This window comes from Marinobacter sp. BW6 (assembly GCF_008107725.1).
In the GTDB taxonomy this organism is placed as follows: domain Bacteria; phylum Pseudomonadota; class Gammaproteobacteria; order Pseudomonadales; family Oleiphilaceae; genus Marinobacter.
Genome location: NZ_VIRN01000064.1, coordinates 791868 through 813679, shown reverse-complemented (window position 1 = coordinate 813679; position 21812 = coordinate 791868). Strand labels below are relative to the sequence as shown.

Genomic DNA, 21812 nt, shown 5'->3' with positions numbered 1-21812 from the left:
TGATTATACATAGAAATCGAGGTCTTCCTGATGTTTCAGGAGGTCCCGCATGACGTAAGGGTCTTCACCGAAGAAATACACCAGCCCCCAGTGGGTACCGAAAGCGGTACGCTTGGTGACCGTTTCTTCCAGCGGCGCGGTCAGCTCGTGGGACTCGAAATACTCGTGGTTTTCGGTCTCTTCCGGGATTTCCAGCTTGCTGACCACCCGACGACGCGGATAGACGCCGAAGCAACCCGCGTAACCCTTGGCATCCACCACTTCCTTCGGGAAGAAGGCCTTGATTTCATCTTCCGTGGTTTTCGGGTCAAAGGTCAGGATCATGCCCTGGTATGCGTTGAAGCCGTAGGCACGCTCAAGCAGCTCGAACACCTTGAAGCCCGGTGGACGGTAGGCCACCTCACCAAAGTACATGGTCCGGTCGCTGGTCACGAAGTACTCCGGGTGAATAAACCCGAATTCGATATCAAAGGTCTTGATCAGCTTTTCGATTTCGCCCCGGATCTGATCCCGATACTTCTCAAGGTCCGGTGTCGCAGGAACAAACACGGAATAGCCCAGAGTCACATACTCGGAAATGTTCAGGAACGCGATCTTGCCGTTGTGGATCCAGGCTTCGACCGCAAACTCCCAGCCATCCAGGTGCGATTCCATCAGTACCGGGAACTCTTCCTCAGGGATGGTATCGACCTCGTCGGGCGTACGGATTACCCGGTGCCCCAGGCACCCGGCCTTGTCAAACGCCTTGAGGTGAATCGGGTCGTTAGGATCACCATCCAGCTTGAGCAGAGTCTGGTTCACTCGCTTCAGAAAGCGGATAACATCGCCCTTGTCGTGCGCTTCCTCAAAAATACCCACGCGAATGCCACCGAGCTGGGCACGGCGTTTCATCAGCGCCTTGTCACGCAACAACATCGCCTGACCGAACAAACGAGGCTTATCCATCAATACCGAGTTGATGGCACCGGCCCACTCTACAGTTTCCTCAAACAACGGGATGGCAACATCTACGCCCATCTCCTTGAGGGTCTGCGCAATCTCGACAGAGCGGTCGTTCAGGCGCTCAAAATTCCAGGGCACATAAGGAATATCATGCTCTTCGCAATAGGCTTCCGCCCAATCCGGTGCCACGACAACATACCGGCGATCGAACTTGTCGGCCGCTTCAACCGCATTCAGGCTCCAGCCCAATAGCGCGATATACCCTTTCTCAGGATTGTACTTTTGTTCACTCACAGGCTCTCTCCGTTCATAAGGGTTGATTTATAACCCTACGCATAAGCTGTGAAATCGCAAATTCCGGGCCTTACTGAAACGCGAAAAGCACTGCAATCACCGGGGTTGAATCCAGCAGTCGCAGTGCCTATGGGTTTCTTAGATCGTTTAGGAATATCAGCCCAATTTCAGGGTCGACAGGGTCCTCTCACGCACTTTGGTTAACAGTGCTTCGTCTTCAACGAGGGATTGGCCGTAGGACGGCACCAGCTCCTTCATGCGCTCCTGCCACTCTGGCGTCTTGATCTTCTCCGGGAAGCAGCGCTCGATAACGTTGATCATCGCATTGGCTGCGGTAGACGCTCCGGGAGAAGCGCCAAGCAGTGCCGCCAGAGAGCCGTCTTTGGCCGCCACAATTTCAGTGCCGAACTCGAGCTTGCCACCGCCGCCATCAACCTGCTTGATGATCTGCACCCGCTGGCCAGCCATACGCAGCTGCCAGTCCTCTTCCATGGCGTCCGGGAAGAAGTTGCGCAAGGATGCCACCCGGTCACTATGGGACTGGAACACTTCCCCGATCAGGTAACGGGTCAGATCCATGTTGCTCTTGCTCACTGAGAGCATCGGCTTGAGGTTGGTGGATTTAACCGACCCCAACAGGTCGAAGATGGAACCCTGTTTGAGGAAGCGGGTGGTAAAGCCGGCAAACGGTCCGAACAGCAGGGCAGGCTCACCATTGATGATCCGGGTATCCAGATGCGGTACCGACATGGGCGGCGCCCCGATCGGCGCCTTGCCGTAGACCTTGGAATGGTGCTGCTCAACGATGTCCGGCTTGCCACATACCAGCCACTGACCGCTGACCGGGAAGCCGCCATAACCGCGGGCCTCCTCGATCCCGGACTTCTGCAGCAGCGGTAGCGCACCACCGCCTGCACCCAGGAACACGAAGCCGGCTTCCAGCTTGGTCAGCTCGCCGGTTTTCTGGTTTTTCACCCGGACTTTCCAGCGGCCGTTATCACGCTGGTCAATGTAATGCACCGGGCTACTGAGCATCAGCTCGAAATTCGGCTGGGTTTCCAGCCACGTCACCATACTGCGGGTAAGAGAACCGAAATCCACATCTGAGCCGTGCTTGATACGGGTAGCAGCCACGCGCTGCATCGGGTCCCGGTTGTTGACGATCAGGGGCATCCATTCTTCCAGATCCTTCGGGGACTCGGTGTATTCCATATCTCGGAACAGATGGTGGGCGCTCAGGCGCTCGTAACGGCGCTTGAGGAAGGCTACATCTTTCTCACCCCAGACAAAGCTCTGGTGCGGCGTGCGGTTAATAAAGGTGGATGGCTCCGGCAGGATGCCCTGCTCCACCAGGTAGGACCAGAGCTGCAGGGACACCTCATACTGGGCGTTGATCTGCAGGGCCCGATCGATGGTCACGTCGCCATCGTCGGTTTCGGGAGTGTAGTTAAGCTCACAGTACCCGGCGTGCCCGGTACCTGCGTTATTCCATCCGTCTGTGCTCTCATGGGCAACGTGGTCGAGACGCTCCACCATGACGATGTCCAGGGACGGATCAAGCTGCCTGAGCATCATGCCGAGAGTGGCGCTCATGACGCCACCGCCGACCAGCACTACATCTGCCTGTCTAACGGCCATTGGTTTTCACCCTAGCTAGTGTTGAGCCTTTTTGCCCCCTCACGATCAGCAAGGAGGCCTGTCGGAAGCCGGTCAGGCGCGAGGTAAACGGCGCCGCCGTCTGCTTCCGGTCTGAATGTGCGCGCAATTATCCCGATTTTCGGCGGGATAATAAATTGCGATTGTCAATCGTTGCGTCTTTATCAGACTTTTGCTGGTTCCAGTTGCCGATACGTGCACTTACGAACAGTGGTTTGCTGCGGGTCAAAGGTCTAAAATCCGCACGCATGATCTGTCTGGCCGGCTTCGGCCTCTACTCTGGTAACCAGGACGGGATTTCCCCAATGTCTGCCCTTGATGCGTTTCTGATTATTCTCGCGGTTCTGGCGCTGTTGGGCGTCATATTTGAAGAAGCCATCCACATCAACAAGGCCAAGGTAACGCTGTTCTTTGGCACCATGAGCTGGATGCTGCTCTTCCTGTTCAGTGATAACGCGGATCAAACGTCTGCCATTTCCGCCGGCCTCTCCGAGAGCATTGCCGAAATCGCTGGACTGTGGCTGTTTCTCGTCGCAGCCATGACATTCGTCGCTTACCTGAACAAGAAGGGTATGATCGAAAACGTGATTTACCTGATCATGCCGAAACAGGTGAGCGAGCGGCGGCTACTGTTCCTGACCGGTCTTTTCTGCTTCATTTTCTCGTCTTTGGCAGACAATATCACCGCCACTTTAGTCTCATGCTCGCTGATTCTGTCGCTGGATCTGGAGCTGAAAAAGCGTATCCAATTCGTCACGCTCGTTGTCTTTGCGGTCAACTCGGGAGGCGTCTCCCTGATCACCGGCGACGTCACCACCTTGATGATTTTCCTCGCTGACAAGGTGGAAATACTGACTCTGCTGACCCTGGCGATCCCGGCCTCGATTACGGTTTTCGTCCTTGCCGTCTTCCTCTCACGGGGACTGACAGGCACCGTGACACTTCGTTCCAACACTACCCCGGTGCGACGGGTGGATGCGGTCATCAGCGGGCTCTTTTTGTTAACAATCCTGACCACCATTGCCGGCAATGCCCTGTTTGGAATTCCACCGGTTCTGACCTTCCTGTTCGGCTTGTCCATCATGTTCCTTGTGTCTCGATTCATGAGTGACGACTCCGATCTGGACCCGATTCTCGAATACATTCGTATCATCGAATTTGAAACCCTGCTGTTCTTTCTGGGCATCCTGCTGCTGGTGGGCATGCTCAAGGAGATTCATGCACTGGATTCGCTGGTGGCCATTTACGATATCCTGCCACCGCTCTATGCCAACTACCTGATGGGCATCTTCTCGGCGGTTATCGATAACGTGCCGCTGACAGCAGCGCTGTTGAAATCGGGCATTGATATGAGCGCCGGCGAATGGATGGGGCTCACCTACGCTGTGGGCGTTGGCGGATCGCTTCTGGTCATTGGTTCAGCGGCCGGCATCGTGGCGATGAGCAAGATCCCGGGGCTGACCTTTGCGGCCTATATGCGGTATCTTGCACACCTTCTGGCAGCCTACACCCTTGGCTATGCCGGCGTTTTCATGCTCGGACGGTTCATTCACTGAGGTTTTTCTATGTTAATGGCATTTGGCGCCATCATCGCTGGCCTGGTATTGCTGGTATGGAGTGCCGACAAGTTTGTGGAGGGCGCCGCGGCGACCGCCAAACATTTGGGCATGCCCACCCTTCTGATCGGCATGGTGATTATCGGTTTCGGCACCTCGGCCCCGGAACTGGCCGTTTCTGCCATGGCGGCGTCCGACGGCAATCCCGGGCTGGCCCTGGGTAACGGCTATGGCTCCAACATTACCAACATTGCACTCATTGTCGGCCTGACAGCCATCATCGCGCCTATCGCGGTGCATTCACAGGTCATCCGGAAGGAACTGCCGCTGCTGATCGTACTCACCCTCATTGCCGGAGCCCAACTGCTTGATGGGCAACTCTCCCGTATGGATGGCTGGGTATTGCTGGCGGTATTCGCTGCGGTTATGGGCTGGTCAATCTATCAAGGCCTGAAAGGGAAGGCAGACCCCTTGGCCGGTGATGCCGATGCCGAGATCATTGCCCATCCCATGCCCCTTAAAACCGCCGTTATCTGGCTGGTGATTGGTCTGATACTGCTGATTGTCAGTTCCCGCATGCTGGTATGGGGCGCGGTCGCCATTGCCCAGAGCCTTGGCGTCAGCGACCTGATCATCGGCCTGACTATCGTTGCCATCGGCACCTCGCTGCCGGAGCTGGCCTCAGCGCTGGCGGCGGTCAAAAAGAACGAGCACGACCTCATTCTGGGTAACATTCTGGGATCGGGCATCTTCAACACCCTGGCCGTGGTGGGCCTTGCGGCCGCAATTGAACCCCTGGCGGTGGATCCGGAAGTGCTCTACCGGGACTGGACGCTGATGCTCGCGCTAACGGTGGGCCTGTTCCTGATGGGCTTTGGCCTTACTGGATGGCGCAAACTGGTCAGCCGGGTGGATGGCGGCATCCTGGTGCTGGTGTATGTGGCCTATACCGGCTACCTGCTGTCCACGGTGGTCGCCGCCGGCACCGCCTGATCTGCCGTACCTGGGTGAAGCCGGCGCTAACCGGCTTCACCGTCTCCCAATAGCCCAGTCAGCCTCGAGCGCACCTCGGCCATCACCTCATCCAGGTCGGCTTTGGTCTTGCCGGCCGTTTCCAGAGGCTCACCTACCCGAACGTCCACCGGCTGTCCAAGGTTGATTTGCCAGGTCCGGGCCGGCAGCACCCGATGAATGCCGCGCACGGCGACAGGCACTATCACCGCCTCGGTATCCAGCGCCAGGTGAAAACAGCCTTTCTTGAATGGCAAAAGCTTACCATCCGGTGAACGGGTCCCTTCTGGTGCGGCCCAAAGCACGATTCCGCTTTCCATCATCGCCCGGGCCTTCTCCAGGTCTCTGACCGCACGTTGCCGATTGGACCGGTCCACGGAGGGAAACTCCGCTGCACGCATGGCTTGTCCCAACAGGGGAATGCTGAACAGTTCCTTCTTCGCCAACATGCGAATGGAGCCGGGCAAAGAAACGAAGGTAACGGGAATATCATAGTGGCTGGCATGGGTGCACATGATGATGTAGCGCCGGCCATCCCCGAAATCCGGCACCTGCCCGCGCACCGTCAGGCTGGCACGGACCAGGCGTAACAGCGACGCCGACCACTCACGACAGTATTGATCAACGATGGGCCGGTTCAACCTTCCGAACAACGCCCTCAACAAAACCAGCAGGGAAAAAAGCGCTGTCAGTCCGACACTGCCCAGAACCACACCCGCCCGCCGAAGAAGCGTCGCCGACTCCGTTAGCGGATTCATCTTCAATCGAATCATCACAGCTACCCTTCTCTGTTTCCTGCGTTAGTTCCCGGCCTTGATGGGGATTTCAGTCGCGGCGAATTATAGCGACTGAAAAACCCATTGGATAACGCACAAAAGTATTGATTATTTTTTGACCACTACCTATAAGGTATAAGGATATAACGGTGCCGAATTGAACGAGCAGTCCCACCGTCCGACGACAACCCTAAAAAGGAGACGGGATCATGAAACAGGAAACAGCTCTGATGCGAGGCCCGAATGACCCGGGCTTGCAGAACCCTACCCGCCGCACGCTGCTGCTTGGCAGCGCCGGCGCCCTGGCGGCGGTAAGCGTGCTGGGGTTTACGCCCCTTGCCAAAGCCGATGAACCGAAATCACTGCCGGATTACGCCGCCTGGAAAGAACGCAACGCCCTGATTGTCCACAGTACCAACACCATGGAAACCCAACGGGGGGCGATCGGCAATGGCGTCATAACCGCCAGTGACCGTTTGTTCGTTCGTAATAACCTGCCTGCTCCACCAGCCTCAGTAACCGACAACCCGGATGTCTGGGAGGTGCGGATCGAGGGCGTCAAAAATCCGGGAACCCTGACTGTTGGCGACCTGAAACAGATGGGGATCACCACCGTTGCGTCCGTATTGCAGTGTTCCGGTAACGGCCGCGCCTTCTTCCCTCATGGAGCAAGTGGTACCCAATGGTCTGTTGGCGCTGCCGGCTGCATCATGTGGACCGGTGTGCCATTGAAGGATGTTGTGGAAGCTCTGGGCGGCCCCGTTGATGGGGCACGCTATATAACCAGCACCGGTGGCGAGACACTGCCTGACGGCCTGGACCCGAAAACGGTGATGGTTGAGCGCTCGGTTCCGACTCGAGCAATGGACAGCGCCCTGCTGGCCTGGGAAATGAACGACGAGCCCCTGACCCACACCCATGGTGGCCCTTTACGCATGGTGGTGCCAGGCTACTACGGCGTGAACAACGTGAAGTACGTTAAGAACGTCGCCTTCACCGAGAATCAGACTGACGCCAAGATCCAGGCCTCCGGTTACCGGATTCGCGATGTCGGTGTGAAAGGCGCCCCGGATCAACCCTCCATGTGGGAAATGAACGTCAAATCCTGGGTGACCGCCCCCCTGGAAAGCGGTCGGACCGGCCGCAACATGATCTACGGCGTTGCTTTCGGGGGCACCGTTGCGCTGGAAAAAATCGACGTCTCAGTGGATGGCGGAAAAACCTGGAAACAGGCTCGCTTCCTCGGACCGGACCTCGGCCCCTATGCCTGGCGGCCTTTCGTCCTGGCAACAGATTTGCCAGCGGGCGAGCATCGGATTGTCAGCCGCGCGACCGACGTGGAGGGCAACACCCAGCCTGAGGGCCGGACCGAGAATGAACGTGGCTACGGCCACAATGGCTGGAGCGACCACGGAGTCACGGTTGCCATCAGTTGATCATTGGCGGGGTCGACCCGGGAACACGGCGGCTCCGACCTTTGCGGAAAGTAATAACATGAGAAAAACTGCAGTACTGGGCATCATTGTCCTGATCGGACTGTCGCCCCTGACAATGGCCAGCGACCTCGACAAAGGGAAACAAGTATTCACTCAGGACGCACAACCCGCCTGCACGATATGCCATACGTTGGCAGACGCCGGTTCGGCAGGTGCCGTCGGCCCAAACCTGGATGAACTCAAACCCACCAGGGAGCAGGTGGTCAATGCCGTGACCAGCGGGGTCGGTATCATGCCAGCGTTCAACGAGTCATTGTCTGAGGAACAGATTCAGGCGGTGGCGCACTATGTAGCGACTGTAACAGGCGGGGAGAAATAAAATCGGGGGCCCGGTCGGCCCCCTCTCTTCCGAATCAGGCGTTTTCCTGAAACACCATGGCAACCGAGTTCAGGCAATAGCGCTGCCCGGTTGGCGGCGGGCCGTCGGGAAAGACATGGCCGAGATGGCTGTCGCAACGCGGACAGCGAATTTCGGTGCGGGTCATACCCAGACTGGTGTCCTCAATGTACCGGATATGCTCCGGATCAAATGGCTGGAAGAAGCTTGGCCAGCCGGTTCCCGAGTCAAACTTCGAGTCCGAACTGAACAGAGGAAGATCGCAGAGCCGGCAGTAATACACCCCGGCTTTCTTGTTATCCAGCAGGGTCCCACAAAACGGATGCTCGGTGCCGTGATCAAGCAGCACACGCCGTTCCTCCGATGTCAGATCCGCAGCTTTCGCTTCAACCTGTGCCTTGGTCAATGGTGTCAGGTCATAACCTGCAGCGGAAACTCCCATTATCTGCCTCCTCAGGCGATGCTGTCTGTGTCGTTGTCTGTGAATTCCGGCTTCAGACGGTCAGGATAACTGTCCACAAGTTTTTCCATTTTCGGAGCGGCCACGGCCATGATATACGGCTGATAAGGATTCCGGGCGGCAAAATTCTGGTGATACTCTTCTGCCGGGTAGAACGCTTCCAGGGGCTCGAGCGTGGTCACAATCGGATCCGGGTAAACGTCTGCCTGATTCAACTGCTGAATGTAGGCCTCAGCTACCCGCCTTTGTTCCGCCGTCTCATAAAACACGGCAGAGCGATACTGGGTGCCTCGGTCATTGCCTTGGCGATTCAACTGGGTGGGATCATGGGCAACCGAGAAAAACACTTTGAGCAACTCGCCAAAACTGACCTTGGCCGGATCATAGTGAACATCCACTACCTCAGCGTGGCCGGTAGTGCCGGAGCATACAGCCTCATAATTGGCGGAACTGGCGTGCCCGCCGGCGTACCCAGATTCAACGCTGTTTACCCCGTCAATGGCCAGGAAAACCGCCTCGACGCACCAGAAACAGCCGCCGGCCAGGACAACCCGCTGTTCACCCCCGGCCGCTGGCAGATCCTGTTCCGGATCGGGAAAACGGCTGCGGGGAACGTTGAGACCCGGGATACTGCATGATGTCGTCATGGTGACCTCTGCGTTCAAGTTATCTGCGTGTTATGGCTCGATTGTGGCTGGAAACCTGCGGATTTGCCAACCCGTGTGCTTGTCCAGGCAAACCGGCTTATTATTACGCTGGTCAGGGCAGCAGGATCACTCCGGACAGTGCGCTCAGCGGCGCCAGCAGCCAGACCGGAACCCGCCATACGGCCAGACACAGCCAAAGAATCAGTACCAGACCCAGATCCACTGCGCTATGGACCGCCGAGGTCCACACCGGATCATAGAGAGCCGCCAGCAGCAGCCCCACGACCGCCGCATTGACACCCGCCAGCGCTGACCGGGCCGGACGATGTTCCCGAAGCCAGCTCCATAGTGGCAGACCGGCAAATACCAACAGGGTTCCCGGCAGGAATACGGCCAGTACGGCGATCACACCGCCGAGAGCACCGGCCTGCGCACCACCCAGAAATCCTGAGAAGGAAAACAGCGGCCCCGGCATAGCCTGGGCAACTCCGTACCCCGCCAGGAAGGTGTCCGCTGGCATGGCACCGGAGGCCACGAATCCCTCTTGCAACCAGGGCAGCACAACGTGCCCGCCGCCAAATACCAGGGCACCGGCCCGGTATAATTCGGCACCGATCCAGCCAAGACTCCCTGTCGCCTGAGGCAGGAACGAAACCAGCAACAAGACCACAAAGGCCGCGGCAAAAAGCGCAGGTTTTCGGGATTGCAGCGGCACATGCAGCGGCTCGGATGCCGCACTGGCCCCCAACCCCAGAAAGGAACCGACAGCTCCGGCAATGGCCAGGGCCAGAATCTGCATCCAGGTTTCGCCCATCACCAGTAGGCTCACGGCAACCAGCAAAGCCATTGCGATTCGGGGCCGGTCCGGGCACAGGGTTCGCCCCATCTGCCAGACAGCCTGGGCCACCACCGCCACAACAAACAGCTTGAGACCGTGAATCCAGCCGCCACTGCCGGCCTCGGGCCAGGCGTTCAATCCCAGCGCAAAGCCGATCATGATCAGCGCCGATGGCAGGGTGAACCCCAACCACGCAGCGAACGCACCGCGGTAATGGCCTCGCAGGAAACCGATGGTCAGGCCCACCTGGCTGGAAGCCGGCCCGGGCAGCAGCTGGCAAAGGGCCAGGACTTCTCCGTATGCACTGTCTGACAACCACTGCCGACGTTTAACAAATTCGTCGTGAAAGAATCCGAGGTGGGCTGCCGGCCCGCCGAAAGAGGTCAGCCCGAGCCGGAGGAACAACAGAAAAATCTGCCAGGAGGACAGCGTTTCATCGCCTGATGGTTCAGTCATAAATCCCCTGAGTCTGTTCGTCGGCACATTCACCTGCCAGTGTGTCATCAAACATGAACATTATGTCGTTTTGGTTGCATCCCTTCGAGGGCCAACCATAATGACAGACAGGGTTTGCCACTTTGCACATCGGCCATGCCCGGCTCGGCATATAAGGGAAGAAAAATGACGGCAAGGGCTCGCACACCGGAGAACCAGGATGAACTCCTGGAATACCGCCTGAGCCTGCGGCTCGGCCCGGTTCACGCCCGCCAGAGACTCGGGATTGAACGGGAAGCTGAAGCGAAGGTATTCGGGCAGGATCACAGCTCCTTCCATTTGGAAAACTGGGCCACGGCGCCCGGCTTTATCCGTACCTGCCTGCGGATGGTTGGCTTATGGGGACGGGGCCAGAGCAACAGCCGGCGCCTGAACACCGTGCACAATCGTTTCCAGCTTCCCGGTCTGCCTGAAGCCTTCGAGGGCTTTCGCATTCTGCATCTGACCGATCTGCATGTGGACATGGACGAAGCCAACCTGCAGGCAGTGCTGCGTCAGATAGAACCTCTGGACTATGATCTGTGCGTGTTGACCGGCGATTACCGGAAACTGACCTGGGGGCCGATCGATTCCTCCCTGGACGGGATGGCGAGACTTCGGGATGGCATCAAAGGCAAGCCTTACGCCGTCCTCGGCAACCACGACAGCGTTCGAATGGTACCTGCGCTGGAAGACATGGGTTACAAGCTGCTGATGAACGAAATGGCGCCCATTGAGCGCGGTGGTCAGGCCCTTTATCTTGCCGGTGTAGACGATGCCCACTTCTTCAAGGTCCACAACCTGCACCAGGCCGGGGACAAGATCCCTGCCGGAGGCACCAGCATCCTGCTCAGCCATACACCAGAGATCTGGCGCGAGGCAGCCCATGCCGGCTACGACGTCTTTCTCTGCGGCCACACACACGGTGGCCAGATCTGTCTGCCCGGTGGCATACCGGTGACTCTCGACTCTGACTGCCCGCGAACTCTCGGGCGAGGCTACTGGCGGATGAACGGTATGCAGGGCTACACCTCACCCGGCTCAGGCACGTCCGTAGTTAACGTTCGACTTAACTGTCCGCCGGAGGTGACCCTCCACACCCTCACCCGCGGGCCGAATTAATGGGGCTGCCGGCGGATCCCGAGACGATAAAGCAGCGGTGAGCCAAAAATGTTGGACAGGGTAAAAAGAACCACCACAACCAGCACCACCCAAAGACTGATGGACAGCCACCACATCGCCAGCAACATGGGCAGGAGCGCTTCCGGAATCTGATCCAGACCGACGGCCCGGGCACTTGAGGCCATACCCAGCCGACGCTTGATAAAACTGCTCAGCATATCGCCAGCCAGCCCCAACAGGCCGAACAGAAGCCCAAAAACGAACCCCAGGCCGGTCACGACGGCAAAAAGGGCGCAGGCCAAGGCGCCGGATACAACGCCCCGCCAGGTTTTGCTTTCACCGAATACGGGACGGCCATCGGACCACAACCGCCCGCCATCCACCGGCGCCGACCAGCGGTTCTTCAAAAGCCCGGCGGCAACCACCGGCGTCCCGTTGGCCAGCACCAGCATCACAAACAGCTCCAGGATAATCAGCAAGCGTTTGCGCCCCTCTGAAACGACCGATCAGGCGATACCGCCCCGGGTCAGCTTGAGCGGGTCCATCAACTCCTCAAGCCGTTCGCGGCTCAGGCCGCTACGCTCCTCCGCCACATCAATGACCGGGCGCCCCGTTTTATAGGCCTCCTTGGCGATGCCTGCCGCCAGGGTGTAGCCGATTTCCGGATTCAGCGCTGTTACCAGCACCGGGTTCCGACCCACGCCGGCGTTCAGGTTGTCAGCATTGACCGTGAAGTCCTTGATTGCCTTGTCCGCCAGCATGATGGCCGCGTTAGAGAGCAGATCGGTCATATCCAGCAGGTTACCCCCAACCAGCGGGAGCATGACGTTGAGCTGGAAATTACCGGACTGGCCGGCGATAGCCACAGCGCTGTCCAGCCCCATCACCTGGGCACCCACCATGGCAACGGATTCGGGAATCACCGGGTTTACCTTGCCCGGCATGATACTGCTCCCCGGCTGCAATGCCGGAAGACTGATTTCAGCCAGACCATGAATCGGACCACTGTTCATCCAGCGCAAATCGTTGGCGATCTTGGTTAGAACAATGGCCGCACCGCGCAATTGTGCGGACAGCGCCACCGGAGCATCCACGGCGCTCTGGCCGGTGAATTTGTGATCGAGAGAGGTAAACGGATAGCCGGTGTTGGCGCGCAGGAACTTGACGAACTGGCCGGAAAATTCCGGTAGCGCATTGATTCCGGTACCCACCGCTGTGCCGCCCTGGGGTACGGCCAACAGCTCATCAGCTGCGGCTTCTAACCGCTTTTCCACGGCCAGAAGCTGTTCGCGCCAGGTTTTCAGCTCCTGGCCGAGGGTCACCGGCATGGCATCCATCAGGTGGGTGCGACCGGTTTTTACCTGGCTGGAAAATGCCGCTTCCTGCTCGTAAATCACACCGCAGAGATGCGACAGCGCCGGCAGCAGCTTCTCCTTGGCTGCAATCACGGCGCTCACGTGGATCGCCGTTGGAATCACGTCGTTGGAACTCTGGCTCATGTTCACGTGATCGTTCGGGTGCACCTCAAAGCCTGCGTTGCGGGCGATACTGGCGATCACCTCGTTGACATTCATGTTGGTGCTAGTGCCGGAGCCGGTCTGGTAGCGGTCCACCGGAAACTGATCCGCGTACTCGCCCTTCACCAGATCTTCGCAAGCCCGGGAAATCGCATCCCGCAGATCGTTGTCCAGCAGTCCCAGGCTGGTATTGGCCTCGGCGGCCGCTCGCTTGATCTGGGCAACGGCGGCAATAAACGGCTGAGGCATCGGCTGGCCACTGACCGGGAAGTTTTCGACCGCGCGCTGGGTTTGCGCGCCCCAGAGCGCATCAGCAGGTACCTGGACGTCCCCGAGGCTGTCGGTTTCCGTTCTGAATTCGCTCATATTCCCTCCTGTCCGTGCGTTTGCACTGTGGGCTTCTTGGCCTGTACGCCAGGGGCCCGGCCATGGCTCAGCCGCCGCCCTGGGATCTTAGCCGGACATGGTCGCAGATGCCCGTAACCTGTTCAAAATTGAGGATCAGGGTATGAACGGTGTTGGTGTAGGTGTCGTGAAGGTGAAACTTGTAACGGTGCTGCTTTTCACCCTGCAGAAACGCATCGTACTCGCGGACCAGTTCACGCACATCCCCACCGGAATCCTTGCTCCAGGTCGCATTGAACGGACCCATTACGGCGCCGCCAGCCAGGCAGATGGTTACTTCGTGATTCGTCAGACCATTCTCAGGAACTGTCATGGTTATTTCCCTTTCGATGAGCCTTTGGTAAGTGTAGTCGCTCCTGACGCCAGGACAGTCCATAGTGCCAAGGCTGTCACAGAACCAGACTTTCATTACCGGCAAAGGTACTCTTGTAGGAATTTCCTACACCGCTAAGCCACTGCTGTTGCTAATCTCTTCCCGACCCCATCAGCAGGATACAGAGCAATCATGGCGACTAGCGGAGCGGCGGAGATCCTTCTCCGGTATGACGACGACCAGAGCCGGCAGCATTTCGAAACCCTGTTCGCCAGCGATTTCGTTATTCACGCGTTCGCCACTGACCAGGGGGCACTCGACTACCTGGCCTCGGCTCCCACCATACCCACCGCCATAATTCTGCTTCCGAACCGCGCTGATGACTATCTTGAGTCGTCGCTCCTGGCACAGGCCAGGGACCACCACCCCCGGATTCTGAAGATCCTCATAGGAGATGCCATTGCGCTGAACCTCCTCGTGAAACTGCTGGACAATCAGCTGATCGATCGCTGCTTCGAACAGCCGGTCAATCCCGATGTTATCCGGTCGCACGTGCTCACAGCTGCGCTTACCCGCGATGGACAAACACCCTCTCCGGATACCAGCCAGCCCCACGAGGGCCCCAAACCGGCGATACTGATTGTGGATGACGAACCGACTGCCACCCGTTATCTGTCGAGGCAGTTGGAGCGCATGCAGAACGAATTCCGCGTGCTGAGCTCCATCAGTGCAGAAGAGGCTCAGCTCGTGTTGCAGAAAGACAGCGATGTCGCGGTGGTGATGACCGACCAGAGAATGCCCGGGATGCATGGCAAAGAGCTGCTGGACGAACTACGCCAGTCGCATCCGACCATTGTCCGCATTCTCACGTCAGCCTGGGGCGAGGTTGATGTGGCCATGGATGCAGTTAACGAGGGCCGGATTTTCCGCTATCAAAAGAAGCCGTGGAACGCAGCCGAATTGTTGTCTCTCTTCCGCACGGCTCTTGTCCAACATCGCGCCCTGGTCTCTGCAAGGGACCGTTCACGCTCAATCGCAGAACAACAGTTCGCGGAGCTTCGCCAGCAACGACGAGCCAGACTGCTTGAACATCTGTCCGAGAGAGTGGACGGTTTTACCGGCGAACCGATCACCGCCGACTTTCTGGACGCCCTGGCAACCGTCCGCACACTTCCTGCCCAGCCACCCCATCTGCGCGCAAGCCGGGAAACCGCGCTTGAGCATGATCTTGTAAGGGACTTTGCCGGACTGGTGGGCCGACAGCTGGACACCCTGCCGTCAAGCTACGTGCACGGCATCCTTAGCCGGCAAGCCTTTGACCAGGGTCTGGCGGACGCATTGGAGAACCCGGCAGTCGCGAGCGAAACACAAACACCATTGATGGCCCTTTGCCGGGCACTGGCAACCCTGATGAAGGCCTCCGGGCTGGAGCGCTCTGCTCTGGAATTGACCCGGACCGAGAACCGTCTCATGGTCACCAGCGCCAGCCCACTTCACATGTACAGCCACCTGCTGGCACCAATCACCCGTATCTCCCGACCACTACTGGAGCAGCAGAGCGCCCTTCTGATGCTCTTCGTAAGCACCCGACTGCTTGCTGGCGACATCGATGTAACCGGAGGCGACCAGTGTCTTCGATTGAGCCTTCAGCTGCCGGCCAGGGCAGACTGATGGCGTCAGGTCAGCGCAGGCTCAGGTTGTACGTCACCATGGGGCAGCGACTGCTCCGTGACAGCTTGTTATTCCAGATCCTTTTGCACGATGAGGTCGAGCTGGTCGGCGAATCGGAGACCGGAGTGGCAACGCTCAATCGCCTGAAGACGGCCACCCCTTCAGTACTGCTGATTGAAGAAAACCTGCAGGACAACGACGGGCTCACCATCGCCGAGCATGCATTGGCGATGAATCCTTCATTGTCCGTACTGCTGATATCGGACACGCCGGTCAGCAGCGGACGGATGGCGATCTATCTGGAAGCAGGCATCAAGGCCGTGGTATCCAAAGACCAGCCAGTACAGGAGTTGATCAAGACGCTGTTCTACATTCGAAACGGGCAGGTCTATGTCGGTAACTGGCAACAGGAACCAGCACCGGCCGCCATGCTCGCCTATCAGGCCTTGTCCGGACGGGAGCGGGAAGTGGCACAGCTGATGGCCAGCCGGCTGCCGGTACGCGATATTGCAGGCAGGCTTGGCGTTTCTTGCAAGACGGTGCATTCCTACAAGGACCGGATTTTCGTGAAATTGGGCTTCGAGCGCCTGCCCGAGCTCATTCTCTTTATGCAACGACACCAACACGGAGCCGCCGAGTGAAACTGCTTTCCGGGATGGATCAGATCCGCCAGCTGCCCGCCTACCGACAGCGACGCTTCGAACGCTTCTACCATACCCAGTATCGGTACCGGGTGCTGCCCCTGTTCGCCGACGTTTACCTGGTCATTGCCTTTATCGGTACCCTGCTGTTTCTCGGGGGCCTGGCCCTGAACCCGGATGCACCGGACGTATTCGGCATCTACCTCATCTACACCGCGATACTGACCGGTCTGATCGCCGCTCACCGGTTCACGCGCCTGCGCCGGTCAGCGCCGATGATCGTTTACCTGGTGTTTTTCAACATGGCTGCGTTCAGCTACCTGGGATACATGACAACGGGCGCATCGCTCGCTCCCATCGTGGGATTGTTCTTTTTCATCAGCTCCGTGGGCATCATTACCCTGTCCCTGTTCCACACCAGCGTGATTATCCTGATCAACCTGACACTGCTGGTCCTCGCCACGTTCGTGGCGGTCGACAGCGCTCAGGTAAGCGACACCCTGATCGGCATTCTGACCAACTGGCTGATTCTGATGTGCCTCGTGGTCGCGCCACTGTCGGCCTGGTTTCTGTCACAGTTCCTGCGCAATTTGCTGGCACTTCAATTCCTGCTTCGGGACCGGAATCGACAACTTTCCCGCACTCTGGAAACCCTGAAATCAACGGAAGAAAGACTGGCCCAGGAACAGAAACATCAGGCCCTGAGCCATATGGCCAAGGGGCTGCTGCACGAAATCATGAACCCGTTGAACTGCGCCAGCCAGGCGGTGGATTTTGCCAGCTCGGTGAACCGGGATGTCGAGGTCGCAGACGCCCTGACCGACGCCAGCACCCACCAGAAACGCATTGCCGATATTGTGTCTGACCTGATCGAGTTTTCCCGTCCGGTACCGGAACACCACCTGGAGACGGCAGACCTTGGCAAACTGGTGACCACCGCCACCCGCTTCTGCCAGCATCAGCTCCGAGGTGTCGAGCTTCAGACTGACATCCCGGACGGGACGACCGTTCCCTGCTATCCGTCTGCCCTGACCCAGGTGTTCGTTAACCTGCTGCTCAATGGCGTCTCTGCCGTCAGCAAAAACCAGCGGCCCGGCAAGATCGAGATATCCGCCGAAAGCACCGACAATGCTCATAGAATCGTGATTCGGGACAACGGCCAGGGCATCGCGCCGGACGATATCAAGCGGCTCACTGATCCGTTCTATTCCACCAGTGATACGCCGGACAACCTGGGGCTGGGCCTGAGCATCTGCCAGACCATCATGCGACATCACAAGGGCAACATGTCGATTACCAGCGAGCCCGGCCAGTGGACACAGGTCACCCTCACGCTACCTAGAACCGCAGCACTGCACGCAGGGTAACGGCGTCTCCGTCCGGGTTGGCCATCAGGGTGTTACCGCGAATATCCGGCAAAAGGTAATTCAGACGCAGCTGGAACAGCTCGCCCAGATACCAGGCAAGACCCAGCAGCGTCACACTCGCCTCGGCTCCCAGGTTCCTGTCTCTCAGGTCCACAGCACTGTACCGGGCGACCAGTTCCAGGGCGCCCGCCCGGTGCCGGGGCTCTATCCGGTCGAACTCACCCCGGCTGTAATAACGCTGGTCATCTGTCAGGAACACACCGGCCTGGAGGTAAGCGCCACCGAACTGCCAGCGCGACCCATCGGTTCGCCGCACATTCTGAGCCATGGCTTCCGCCACGAGGGTCAGGCGATTATGAAGCCAGGCGGCTTCAAAACCTGCCAGCCAGGCATCACGGGCCTCGAACCTTGGGCTGCGGATGACATTGTCGGCACTGAACACTTCCCCTTCATCCTTGATCTGGAAACGGCTGTCGCCGAGATCACGATAAGAGGCGGCTGCACCCAAATGCAGGGTCTGGCTCTCTGAACGAATGGGGGCACGGGTCAGTCTCGCGGTTATGGCGTGAGTGGAGCCACCATCGGGTTCATCGGTAAACAGGCCCAGTGACCAGGTGCCGCGTTTGCGGTACTGCCCCGCCATAATACCGGTGGAACGACCCGGTGCGAACGCCGAGGTCACCAGCGAACGCTCGCTGGTGTTCAGGCTGGTGTAGCTGGCGAGGCGCTCCAGGCCGAAAGGCTCCTTGAAGCGCCCAATCTGGGCCTCGAAACGGCTCCTACCGTCATAGAGAAGATAAGCATCGCCCAGATCCAGCTCTTTCTTGTCGCCTTTGATCTTATAGCTGCCGTCCAGCTCCGCCTCCCAGCGTTCTCCCCAGCTCAGTTCCAGTTCAAGCTTCGCATTTCGCAATACGCCCCGGGTTGTGCTGCGCTCGCCATCTTCGTCATAAAACGCGCCGTAATGGTCGACACCGGCGGCGACATAACCACCCAGTTCGGCTTCCAGCGGTGACGCCAGAACGAGCAGTGGCTGCAGCGTAAACGCCAGTGTCAGACCGATAACCAGCAATGCCCATTTCAGCTCAGCGAACATGATCGGCATCCTTGCGAAAGTGCATTCGCAGCATGGCGGTGTCCCTCAGATAGCTGACAGACACGACATCCACCCTAAACACATCCAGACCGGTACGCTCACGAAGGTCCGCAATGAGCAGCTCCCGGCGATCCCGGTGGATGTTTTCGATCTTTTCGTACTCCACCTCTCTCTCGCTGTGCCTCGGCAAAAGCACACGGGTTTCGAGCACCAGCGCCAGAGCAATGACCAGGAGATTCAGGCACACCAGTTCCAGGTGGTGCATGTTCCCAACCGCCGCCAGCAGGGCCATGGCAATCACCAGAAACAGGTAGGTCATTTCCTTTATGCCCAGCGCCTCGGTGCGATACCGGAGCATAGAGAAAACTGCGAACAGCCCGAAGGCAAAGCCCATGGTGACGGTGACCGAATGCAGCAAGGCAGTCACCAGAAAAACGCCGACACCAAACAGAATGAACGAGGCGGCATTCTCCCGGTGACGGGAAAAGGCGTAGTAGCAACGAATCAGCACAAACACCGAGGCGGTATTGATTAAAAAGCGGATCACAAAATGGAAATCAACTGCAGATTCCATGGAGTCTCCTCAACAGCGGTTTGAAACGATTGGTTTTGCATTCGTGGCCGAACAACAGGCTGGTACCGATGCAGTATTTGCTGAACTGCATCGGCCGGCAGCCAAGCTGACCAAGACGTTCAAGAAAGGGGGAGCAAGGGATCTTGCGATCGTACTTGACCTCGAAAACGGCAATATCGGGCAGGCACAAACTGTTTCGACGGTCGGGCGAGTGAAAACCCAGCCCCGTGTCCACGGTTATCCGCTCGGTTCCCATCGGGCTCATCAAGGTCATCCGGCGGTAGCCGACAAAAAGAGCCGGCAGCATCCCTGCCACCGGTCGGCCCAATTGCTCTTCAAGAAACGGGATCACCCGGTTGTTCGTAACGGTCTGCGATGTCAGCGGCAAACGGTTCTTGATGGTTCTCTCCCGATTGCTCTTTTTCTTGACCTCCAGGAAGCTACCCCCGGTTTCGCGGTAGTGCCGGATTCGGAGCTTGAATCGGTTCAGCTTGCCGTTGTGGTGATCCAGATAAAGCTGGCGACCCGGTGTATCAAAATACAGGGTGTCATAGGTGAACCGCCGGTTCCCGTCGATCTCCAGAATGGAGTAGTGGTGCTCCAAACCGCGCAGGCAGGCATCCAGCAGGTGGGCCGACACCAGAAACTTGGTGTCGATCCGGTTCATCAAACGGGCCTGCATCTGCTCGTCCAGGCAATGCCCGCGGAATGCATCCGGCGGGCTGGCGACGGCCATGTTCATTGGATGCCCGAATCGTATTCCAGGGTGGCATCCAGAGTCAGCTCCACATCGCCCTCACTGGCGCCGGTGCCTGCTCGGCTGATGGTAATACTGCCCTCTGCACCCAGGGCCAGGGTGCGCACATCCCCGGGCTGGCTTTCGTCCACTTCAAACAGCAAGGCGTTGGTGGCAAAGCCGTGGAACTCGTGTGTACCGGGCACGTAATCGGATGCCTCGATAAACAGTTGCAGCACATAGGGTGTGAAGTTGTCGTTGATATCCGCGCCAATCAGCAGGAGGCTCATCACCGCCGGCTTTGATTCGCGATCAACCGAGTAAACCAGGCTGTCCACCTCGAAGGCAGCAAAGGTCAGGCTCGCGTTCACCGCCTGACCTCCGGGCAACGTGAATCGGAAGGCGCCCGTGTCGGCACCGTCCTCAGACTTGACGGTGCCGGTCAGGCTGGTTGTCGCCGGCGCACTGCAGTCCGGTTGCGTGTCCGCGAGCCGGTATACGTCCCCGGAGGGCGTTTGCTCGGCGATGGCCTGTTCAATAACAGCTCTGCGGGCGGGCCGGAAATCGTCATCGCCGGCCACGCCGCGGCCACCAATGAAGGCTTTCAGGCTGGCAGTTGTCTCCGCGCTGGTTCCGGTGAGTTGACGTATCCGCTCCACTTCCGTCAGCAAATCGGCCTCATCCCACTGGGTGGCCAGCAGGTTTTCAAGCTCGGCCTCATAGCGCGCCCGGTACTCGGGAATATTGAAAAGCCGGTCCGCCAGCGAGAAGTTGCGGTAGAGCACCCCCGTCAGCGGCTTCAGGGGATGCGTCCCACGAAACGCCGTATCAGCGCCCCAGGGAATAAAATGGAACAGACCGTCTCCGGGGTCCCGATAGATGTGGAAGTTATTGGCATTGCCCGTGGCAGAATCCCAGGCGCCCAACAGTGTTTCCACCGCCCAGAACCGGATAAATTCATCCACATCCACCAGCTGCGGCAATACATTCAGCATCTGCTCATCGGGCAAGGCCAGAGCATCGGTAACGGCCTGCAGGTCAGTCCGGTCGTTTTCTTTTTCGTTGGTCTTTTTCTCGAAACGCTGGCTCAGCCAGGTACCGAAGTCCGCCGTTTGAGCTTCGTACTGGTTACCGTCGTCGTCCCCGAATGCCCGTGCCAGAAAGGGCTTCTTGATCGGCTCGACATTGGTAAACACACCCAGATCCTCGCCATTGACAGACACTCTGGCGTAATTGCATTTCGGCGCCGCGAGCCCGGCCTGCCGGAACTGGTCATAGGCCAGGCACTGGCGGGCATTGGATGGGTCCTGGCGGTTGTTGTTCAGGGTCATCCGGGTCATGTTCTGATAAGTGCGACCAGGCCAGAGATCGTTAAAGTCCAGCTTGAGAGAGGGGATACTGGGGCTCAGGGAGCCCATGTAGCCTTTCTTGCGCACGATCACCCGGTCCATGCGGTCACCGTCGATGGTGACGCTGGCCGTGAATTCCGTGTATTCGAACTCGGGCACACATTCCCGGTCGGTGCTGGCCAGGGTTCGGGCTTCCGATTTCAGTTTGCTGAAATCGGCGGAGCTCATGGTGACCGACACATCAATCAGCCGTTCGGGATCATAAAGCTCGGCATCGCCTCCTATATTCACGGGCTCGGCCGGGGGTTCGAAATCCGATGGGCTGGACACCTCCGTCTCGCTGCCCCCACCGCCGCAACCTGCCAATAGCACAGCGCCGATCATTGCCAGCCACCAATGCCCAAATCCGCTGCCGGCTTTCCGGCCAATCGTTGTTGTTTTCATCTGTTACTCCCTCAGATGTTTTGAAACTTGCCGGTATCGGAGACCGGTTGAGGGAGTATTTCGCGAAGCGCTTCAGAGTGTATGTAAGAA

General features: G+C 58.4%; 21 protein-coding genes. 8 read left to right on the top strand and 13 right to left on the bottom strand.

Features of this window, described 5'->3' with window-relative positions; all coding sequences use genetic code 11:
- Positions 1-3 precede the first annotated feature (3 nt).
- Together FMN52_RS12270 and mqo are read right to left on the bottom strand one after the other, a co-directional pair.
- Positions 4-1236, bottom strand: a complete 1233-nt coding sequence (locus tag FMN52_RS12270) for a carboxylate--amine ligase (RefSeq protein WP_148608880.1) — start codon at positions 1234-1236, stop codon at positions 4-6.
- 156 nt (positions 1237-1392) lie between these two features.
- Complete coding sequence (mqo, locus tag FMN52_RS12265) at positions 1393-2874, bottom strand: malate dehydrogenase (quinone) (RefSeq protein ID WP_148608879.1); 1482 nt, start codon at positions 2872-2874, stop codon at positions 1393-1395.
- Between the two features lie 323 nt (positions 2875-3197).
- On the opposite strand from mqo, the gene nhaD reads away from it, so the two are divergent.
- Both nhaD and FMN52_RS12255 read left to right on the top strand, forming a co-directional pair.
- Positions 3198-4448, top strand: a complete 1251-nt coding sequence (gene nhaD, locus FMN52_RS12260; RefSeq protein ID WP_148608878.1) for a sodium:proton antiporter NhaD — start codon at positions 3198-3200, stop codon at positions 4446-4448.
- 9 nt (positions 4449-4457) lie between these two features.
- Positions 4458-5441, top strand: coding sequence for a calcium/sodium antiporter (locus FMN52_RS12255; protein ID WP_205424924.1), 984 nt, complete (start codon positions 4458-4460; stop codon positions 5439-5441).
- A 26-nt stretch (positions 5442-5467) separates the two neighbouring features.
- Here FMN52_RS12255 and FMN52_RS12250 read toward each other — a convergent pair whose 3' ends face one another.
- Positions 5468-6232: a lysophospholipid acyltransferase family protein gene (locus FMN52_RS12250; RefSeq protein ID WP_148608877.1), complete on the bottom strand. Its 765-nt coding sequence runs from the start codon at positions 6230-6232 to the stop codon at positions 5468-5470.
- A gap of 212 nt (positions 6233-6444) precedes the next feature.
- On the opposite strand from FMN52_RS12250, the gene FMN52_RS12245 reads away from it, so the two are divergent.
- Positions 6445-7671 carry a sulfite oxidase gene (locus FMN52_RS12245; RefSeq protein ID WP_148608876.1) on the top strand — a complete coding sequence of 409 codons (1227 nt, stop codon included), beginning with the start codon at positions 6445-6447 and terminating at the stop codon, positions 7669-7671.
- Between the two features lie 58 nt (positions 7672-7729).
- Positions 7730-8050 (top strand): cytochrome c, encoded by a 321-nt coding sequence (locus FMN52_RS12240; protein WP_148608875.1) that lies wholly within the window; start codon positions 7730-7732, stop codon positions 8048-8050.
- Between the two features lie 34 nt (positions 8051-8084).
- Here the strand turns inward: FMN52_RS12240 and msrB are convergent, their stop codons facing one another.
- The 3 genes from msrB to chrA all read right to left on the bottom strand — a co-directional run bounded on the left by msrB (position 8085) and on the right by chrA (position 10469).
- The gene (gene msrB / locus FMN52_RS12235) at positions 8085-8510 is read right to left on the bottom strand and encodes a peptide-methionine (R)-S-oxide reductase MsrB (protein WP_148608874.1); all 426 of its coding nucleotides are present in this window, start codon (positions 8508-8510) and stop codon (positions 8085-8087) included.
- An 11-nt stretch (positions 8511-8521) separates the two neighbouring features.
- Positions 8522-9175 (bottom strand): peptide-methionine (S)-S-oxide reductase MsrA, encoded by a 654-nt coding sequence (gene msrA, locus FMN52_RS12230; RefSeq protein ID WP_148608873.1) that lies wholly within the window; start codon positions 9173-9175, stop codon positions 8522-8524.
- A 112-nt stretch (positions 9176-9287) separates the two neighbouring features.
- Positions 9288-10469 carry a chromate efflux transporter gene (gene chrA / locus FMN52_RS12225; protein WP_148608872.1) on the bottom strand — a complete coding sequence of 394 codons (1182 nt, stop codon included), beginning with the start codon at positions 10467-10469 and terminating at the stop codon, positions 9288-9290.
- A gap of 165 nt (positions 10470-10634) precedes the next feature.
- Between chrA and FMN52_RS12220 the strand changes: the two genes are divergently transcribed.
- Positions 10635-11609, top strand: coding sequence for a metallophosphoesterase (locus FMN52_RS12220; protein WP_148608871.1), 975 nt, complete (start codon positions 10635-10637; stop codon positions 11607-11609).
- Here the strand turns inward: FMN52_RS12220 and FMN52_RS12215 are convergent.
- From FMN52_RS12215 to FMN52_RS12205, 3 genes are all read right to left on the bottom strand, one after another.
- Positions 11606-12088 (bottom strand): CDP-archaeol synthase, encoded by a 483-nt coding sequence (locus FMN52_RS12215; protein WP_148608870.1) that lies wholly within the window; start codon positions 12086-12088, stop codon positions 11606-11608. The two genes, FMN52_RS12220 and FMN52_RS12215, sit on opposite strands and share 4 nt — an antisense overlap.
- A gap of 27 nt (positions 12089-12115) precedes the next feature.
- Positions 12116-13492: a class II fumarate hydratase gene (locus FMN52_RS12210; protein WP_148608869.1), complete on the bottom strand. Its 1377-nt coding sequence runs from the start codon at positions 13490-13492 to the stop codon at positions 12116-12118.
- A gap of 67 nt (positions 13493-13559) precedes the next feature.
- Positions 13560-13844 (bottom strand): hypothetical protein, encoded by a 285-nt coding sequence (locus FMN52_RS12205; protein ID WP_148608868.1) that lies wholly within the window; start codon positions 13842-13844, stop codon positions 13560-13562.
- A 192-nt stretch (positions 13845-14036) separates the two neighbouring features.
- On the opposite strand from FMN52_RS12205, the gene FMN52_RS12200 reads away from it, so the two are divergent.
- Genes FMN52_RS12200 through FMN52_RS12190 form a run of 3 tightly spaced genes read left to right on the top strand, consistent with a single transcriptional unit; the run spans position 14037 to position 17523 of the window.
- Complete coding sequence (locus tag FMN52_RS12200) at positions 14037-15515, top strand: response regulator (RefSeq protein ID WP_148608867.1); 1479 nt, start codon at positions 14037-14039, stop codon at positions 15513-15515.
- Positions 15473-16156, top strand: a complete 684-nt coding sequence (locus FMN52_RS12195; protein WP_240339473.1) for a response regulator transcription factor — start codon at positions 15473-15475, stop codon at positions 16154-16156. The genes FMN52_RS12200 and FMN52_RS12195 overlap by 43 nt, the downstream gene beginning before the upstream one ends.
- Complete coding sequence (locus FMN52_RS12190) at positions 16153-17523, top strand: HAMP domain-containing sensor histidine kinase (protein WP_148608866.1); 1371 nt, start codon at positions 16153-16155, stop codon at positions 17521-17523. The genes FMN52_RS12195 and FMN52_RS12190 overlap by 4 nt, the downstream gene beginning before the upstream one ends.
- Here FMN52_RS12190 and FMN52_RS12185 read toward each other — a convergent pair.
- From FMN52_RS12185 to FMN52_RS12170, 4 genes are read right to left on the bottom strand one after another with little or no spacing between them, the layout of a single operon-like run.
- Positions 17495-18619: a porin gene (locus FMN52_RS12185; RefSeq protein WP_148608865.1), complete on the bottom strand. Its 1125-nt coding sequence runs from the start codon at positions 18617-18619 to the stop codon at positions 17495-17497. The genes FMN52_RS12190 and FMN52_RS12185 overlap by 29 nt on opposite strands.
- Positions 18609-19193 carry a DUF4956 domain-containing protein gene (locus FMN52_RS12180; RefSeq protein WP_148608864.1) on the bottom strand — a complete coding sequence of 195 codons (585 nt, stop codon included), beginning with the start codon at positions 19191-19193 and terminating at the stop codon, positions 18609-18611. Before FMN52_RS12180 ends, FMN52_RS12185 begins: the two co-directional genes overlap by 11 nt.
- Positions 19177-19935, bottom strand: a complete 759-nt coding sequence (locus tag FMN52_RS12175; RefSeq protein ID WP_148608863.1) for a polyphosphate polymerase domain-containing protein — start codon at positions 19933-19935, stop codon at positions 19177-19179. The genes FMN52_RS12180 and FMN52_RS12175 overlap by 17 nt, the downstream gene beginning before the upstream one ends.
- Complete coding sequence (locus FMN52_RS12170; protein ID WP_148608862.1) at positions 19932-21722, bottom strand: CotH kinase family protein; 1791 nt, start codon at positions 21720-21722, stop codon at positions 19932-19934. The genes FMN52_RS12175 and FMN52_RS12170 overlap by 4 nt, the downstream gene beginning before the upstream one ends.
- Positions 21723-21812 lie beyond the last annotated feature (90 nt).

Coding starts and splice junctions, on each gene's coding strand:
- chrA (WP_148608872.1), bottom strand. CDS start 10,469: ATGACTGAACCATCAGGCGATGAAACGCTGTCCTCCTGGCAGATTTTT.
- FMN52_RS12220 (WP_148608871.1), top strand. CDS start 10,635: ATGACGGCAAGGGCTCGCACACCGGAGAACCAGGATGAACTCCTGGAA.
- msrA (WP_148608873.1), bottom strand. CDS start 9,175: ATGACGACATCATGCAGTATCCCGGGTCTCAACGTTCCCCGCAGCCGT.
- mqo (WP_148608879.1), bottom strand. CDS start 2,874: ATGGCCGTTAGACAGGCAGATGTAGTGCTGGTCGGCGGTGGCGTCATG.
- FMN52_RS12175 (WP_148608863.1), bottom strand. CDS start 19,935: ATGAACATGGCCGTCGCCAGCCCGCCGGATGCATTCCGCGGGCATTGC.
- FMN52_RS12245 (WP_148608876.1), top strand. CDS start 6,445: ATGAAACAGGAAACAGCTCTGATGCGAGGCCCGAATGACCCGGGCTTG.
- FMN52_RS12255 (WP_205424924.1), top strand. CDS start 4,458: ATGTTAATGGCATTTGGCGCCATCATCGCTGGCCTGGTATTGCTGGTA.
- FMN52_RS12170 (WP_148608862.1), bottom strand. CDS start 21,722: ATGAAAACAACAACGATTGGCCGGAAAGCCGGCAGCGGATTTGGGCAT.
- FMN52_RS12180 (WP_148608864.1), bottom strand. CDS start 19,193: ATGGAATCTGCAGTTGATTTCCATTTTGTGATCCGCTTTTTAATCAAT.
- FMN52_RS12185 (WP_148608865.1), bottom strand. CDS start 18,619: ATGTTCGCTGAGCTGAAATGGGCATTGCTGGTTATCGGTCTGACACTG.
- FMN52_RS12205 (WP_148608868.1), bottom strand. CDS start 13,844: ATGACAGTTCCTGAGAATGGTCTGACGAATCACGAAGTAACCATCTGC.
- nhaD (WP_148608878.1), top strand. CDS start 3,198: ATGTCTGCCCTTGATGCGTTTCTGATTATTCTCGCGGTTCTGGCGCTG.
- FMN52_RS12240 (WP_148608875.1), top strand. CDS start 7,730: ATGAGAAAAACTGCAGTACTGGGCATCATTGTCCTGATCGGACTGTCG.
- FMN52_RS12210 (WP_148608869.1), bottom strand. CDS start 13,492: ATGAGCGAATTCAGAACGGAAACCGACAGCCTCGGGGACGTCCAGGTA.
- msrB (WP_148608874.1), bottom strand. CDS start 8,510: ATGGGAGTTTCCGCTGCAGGTTATGACCTGACACCATTGACCAAGGCA.
- FMN52_RS12200 (WP_148608867.1), top strand. CDS start 14,037: ATGGCGACTAGCGGAGCGGCGGAGATCCTTCTCCGGTATGACGACGAC.
- FMN52_RS12250 (WP_148608877.1), bottom strand. CDS start 6,232: ATGATTCGATTGAAGATGAATCCGCTAACGGAGTCGGCGACGCTTCTT.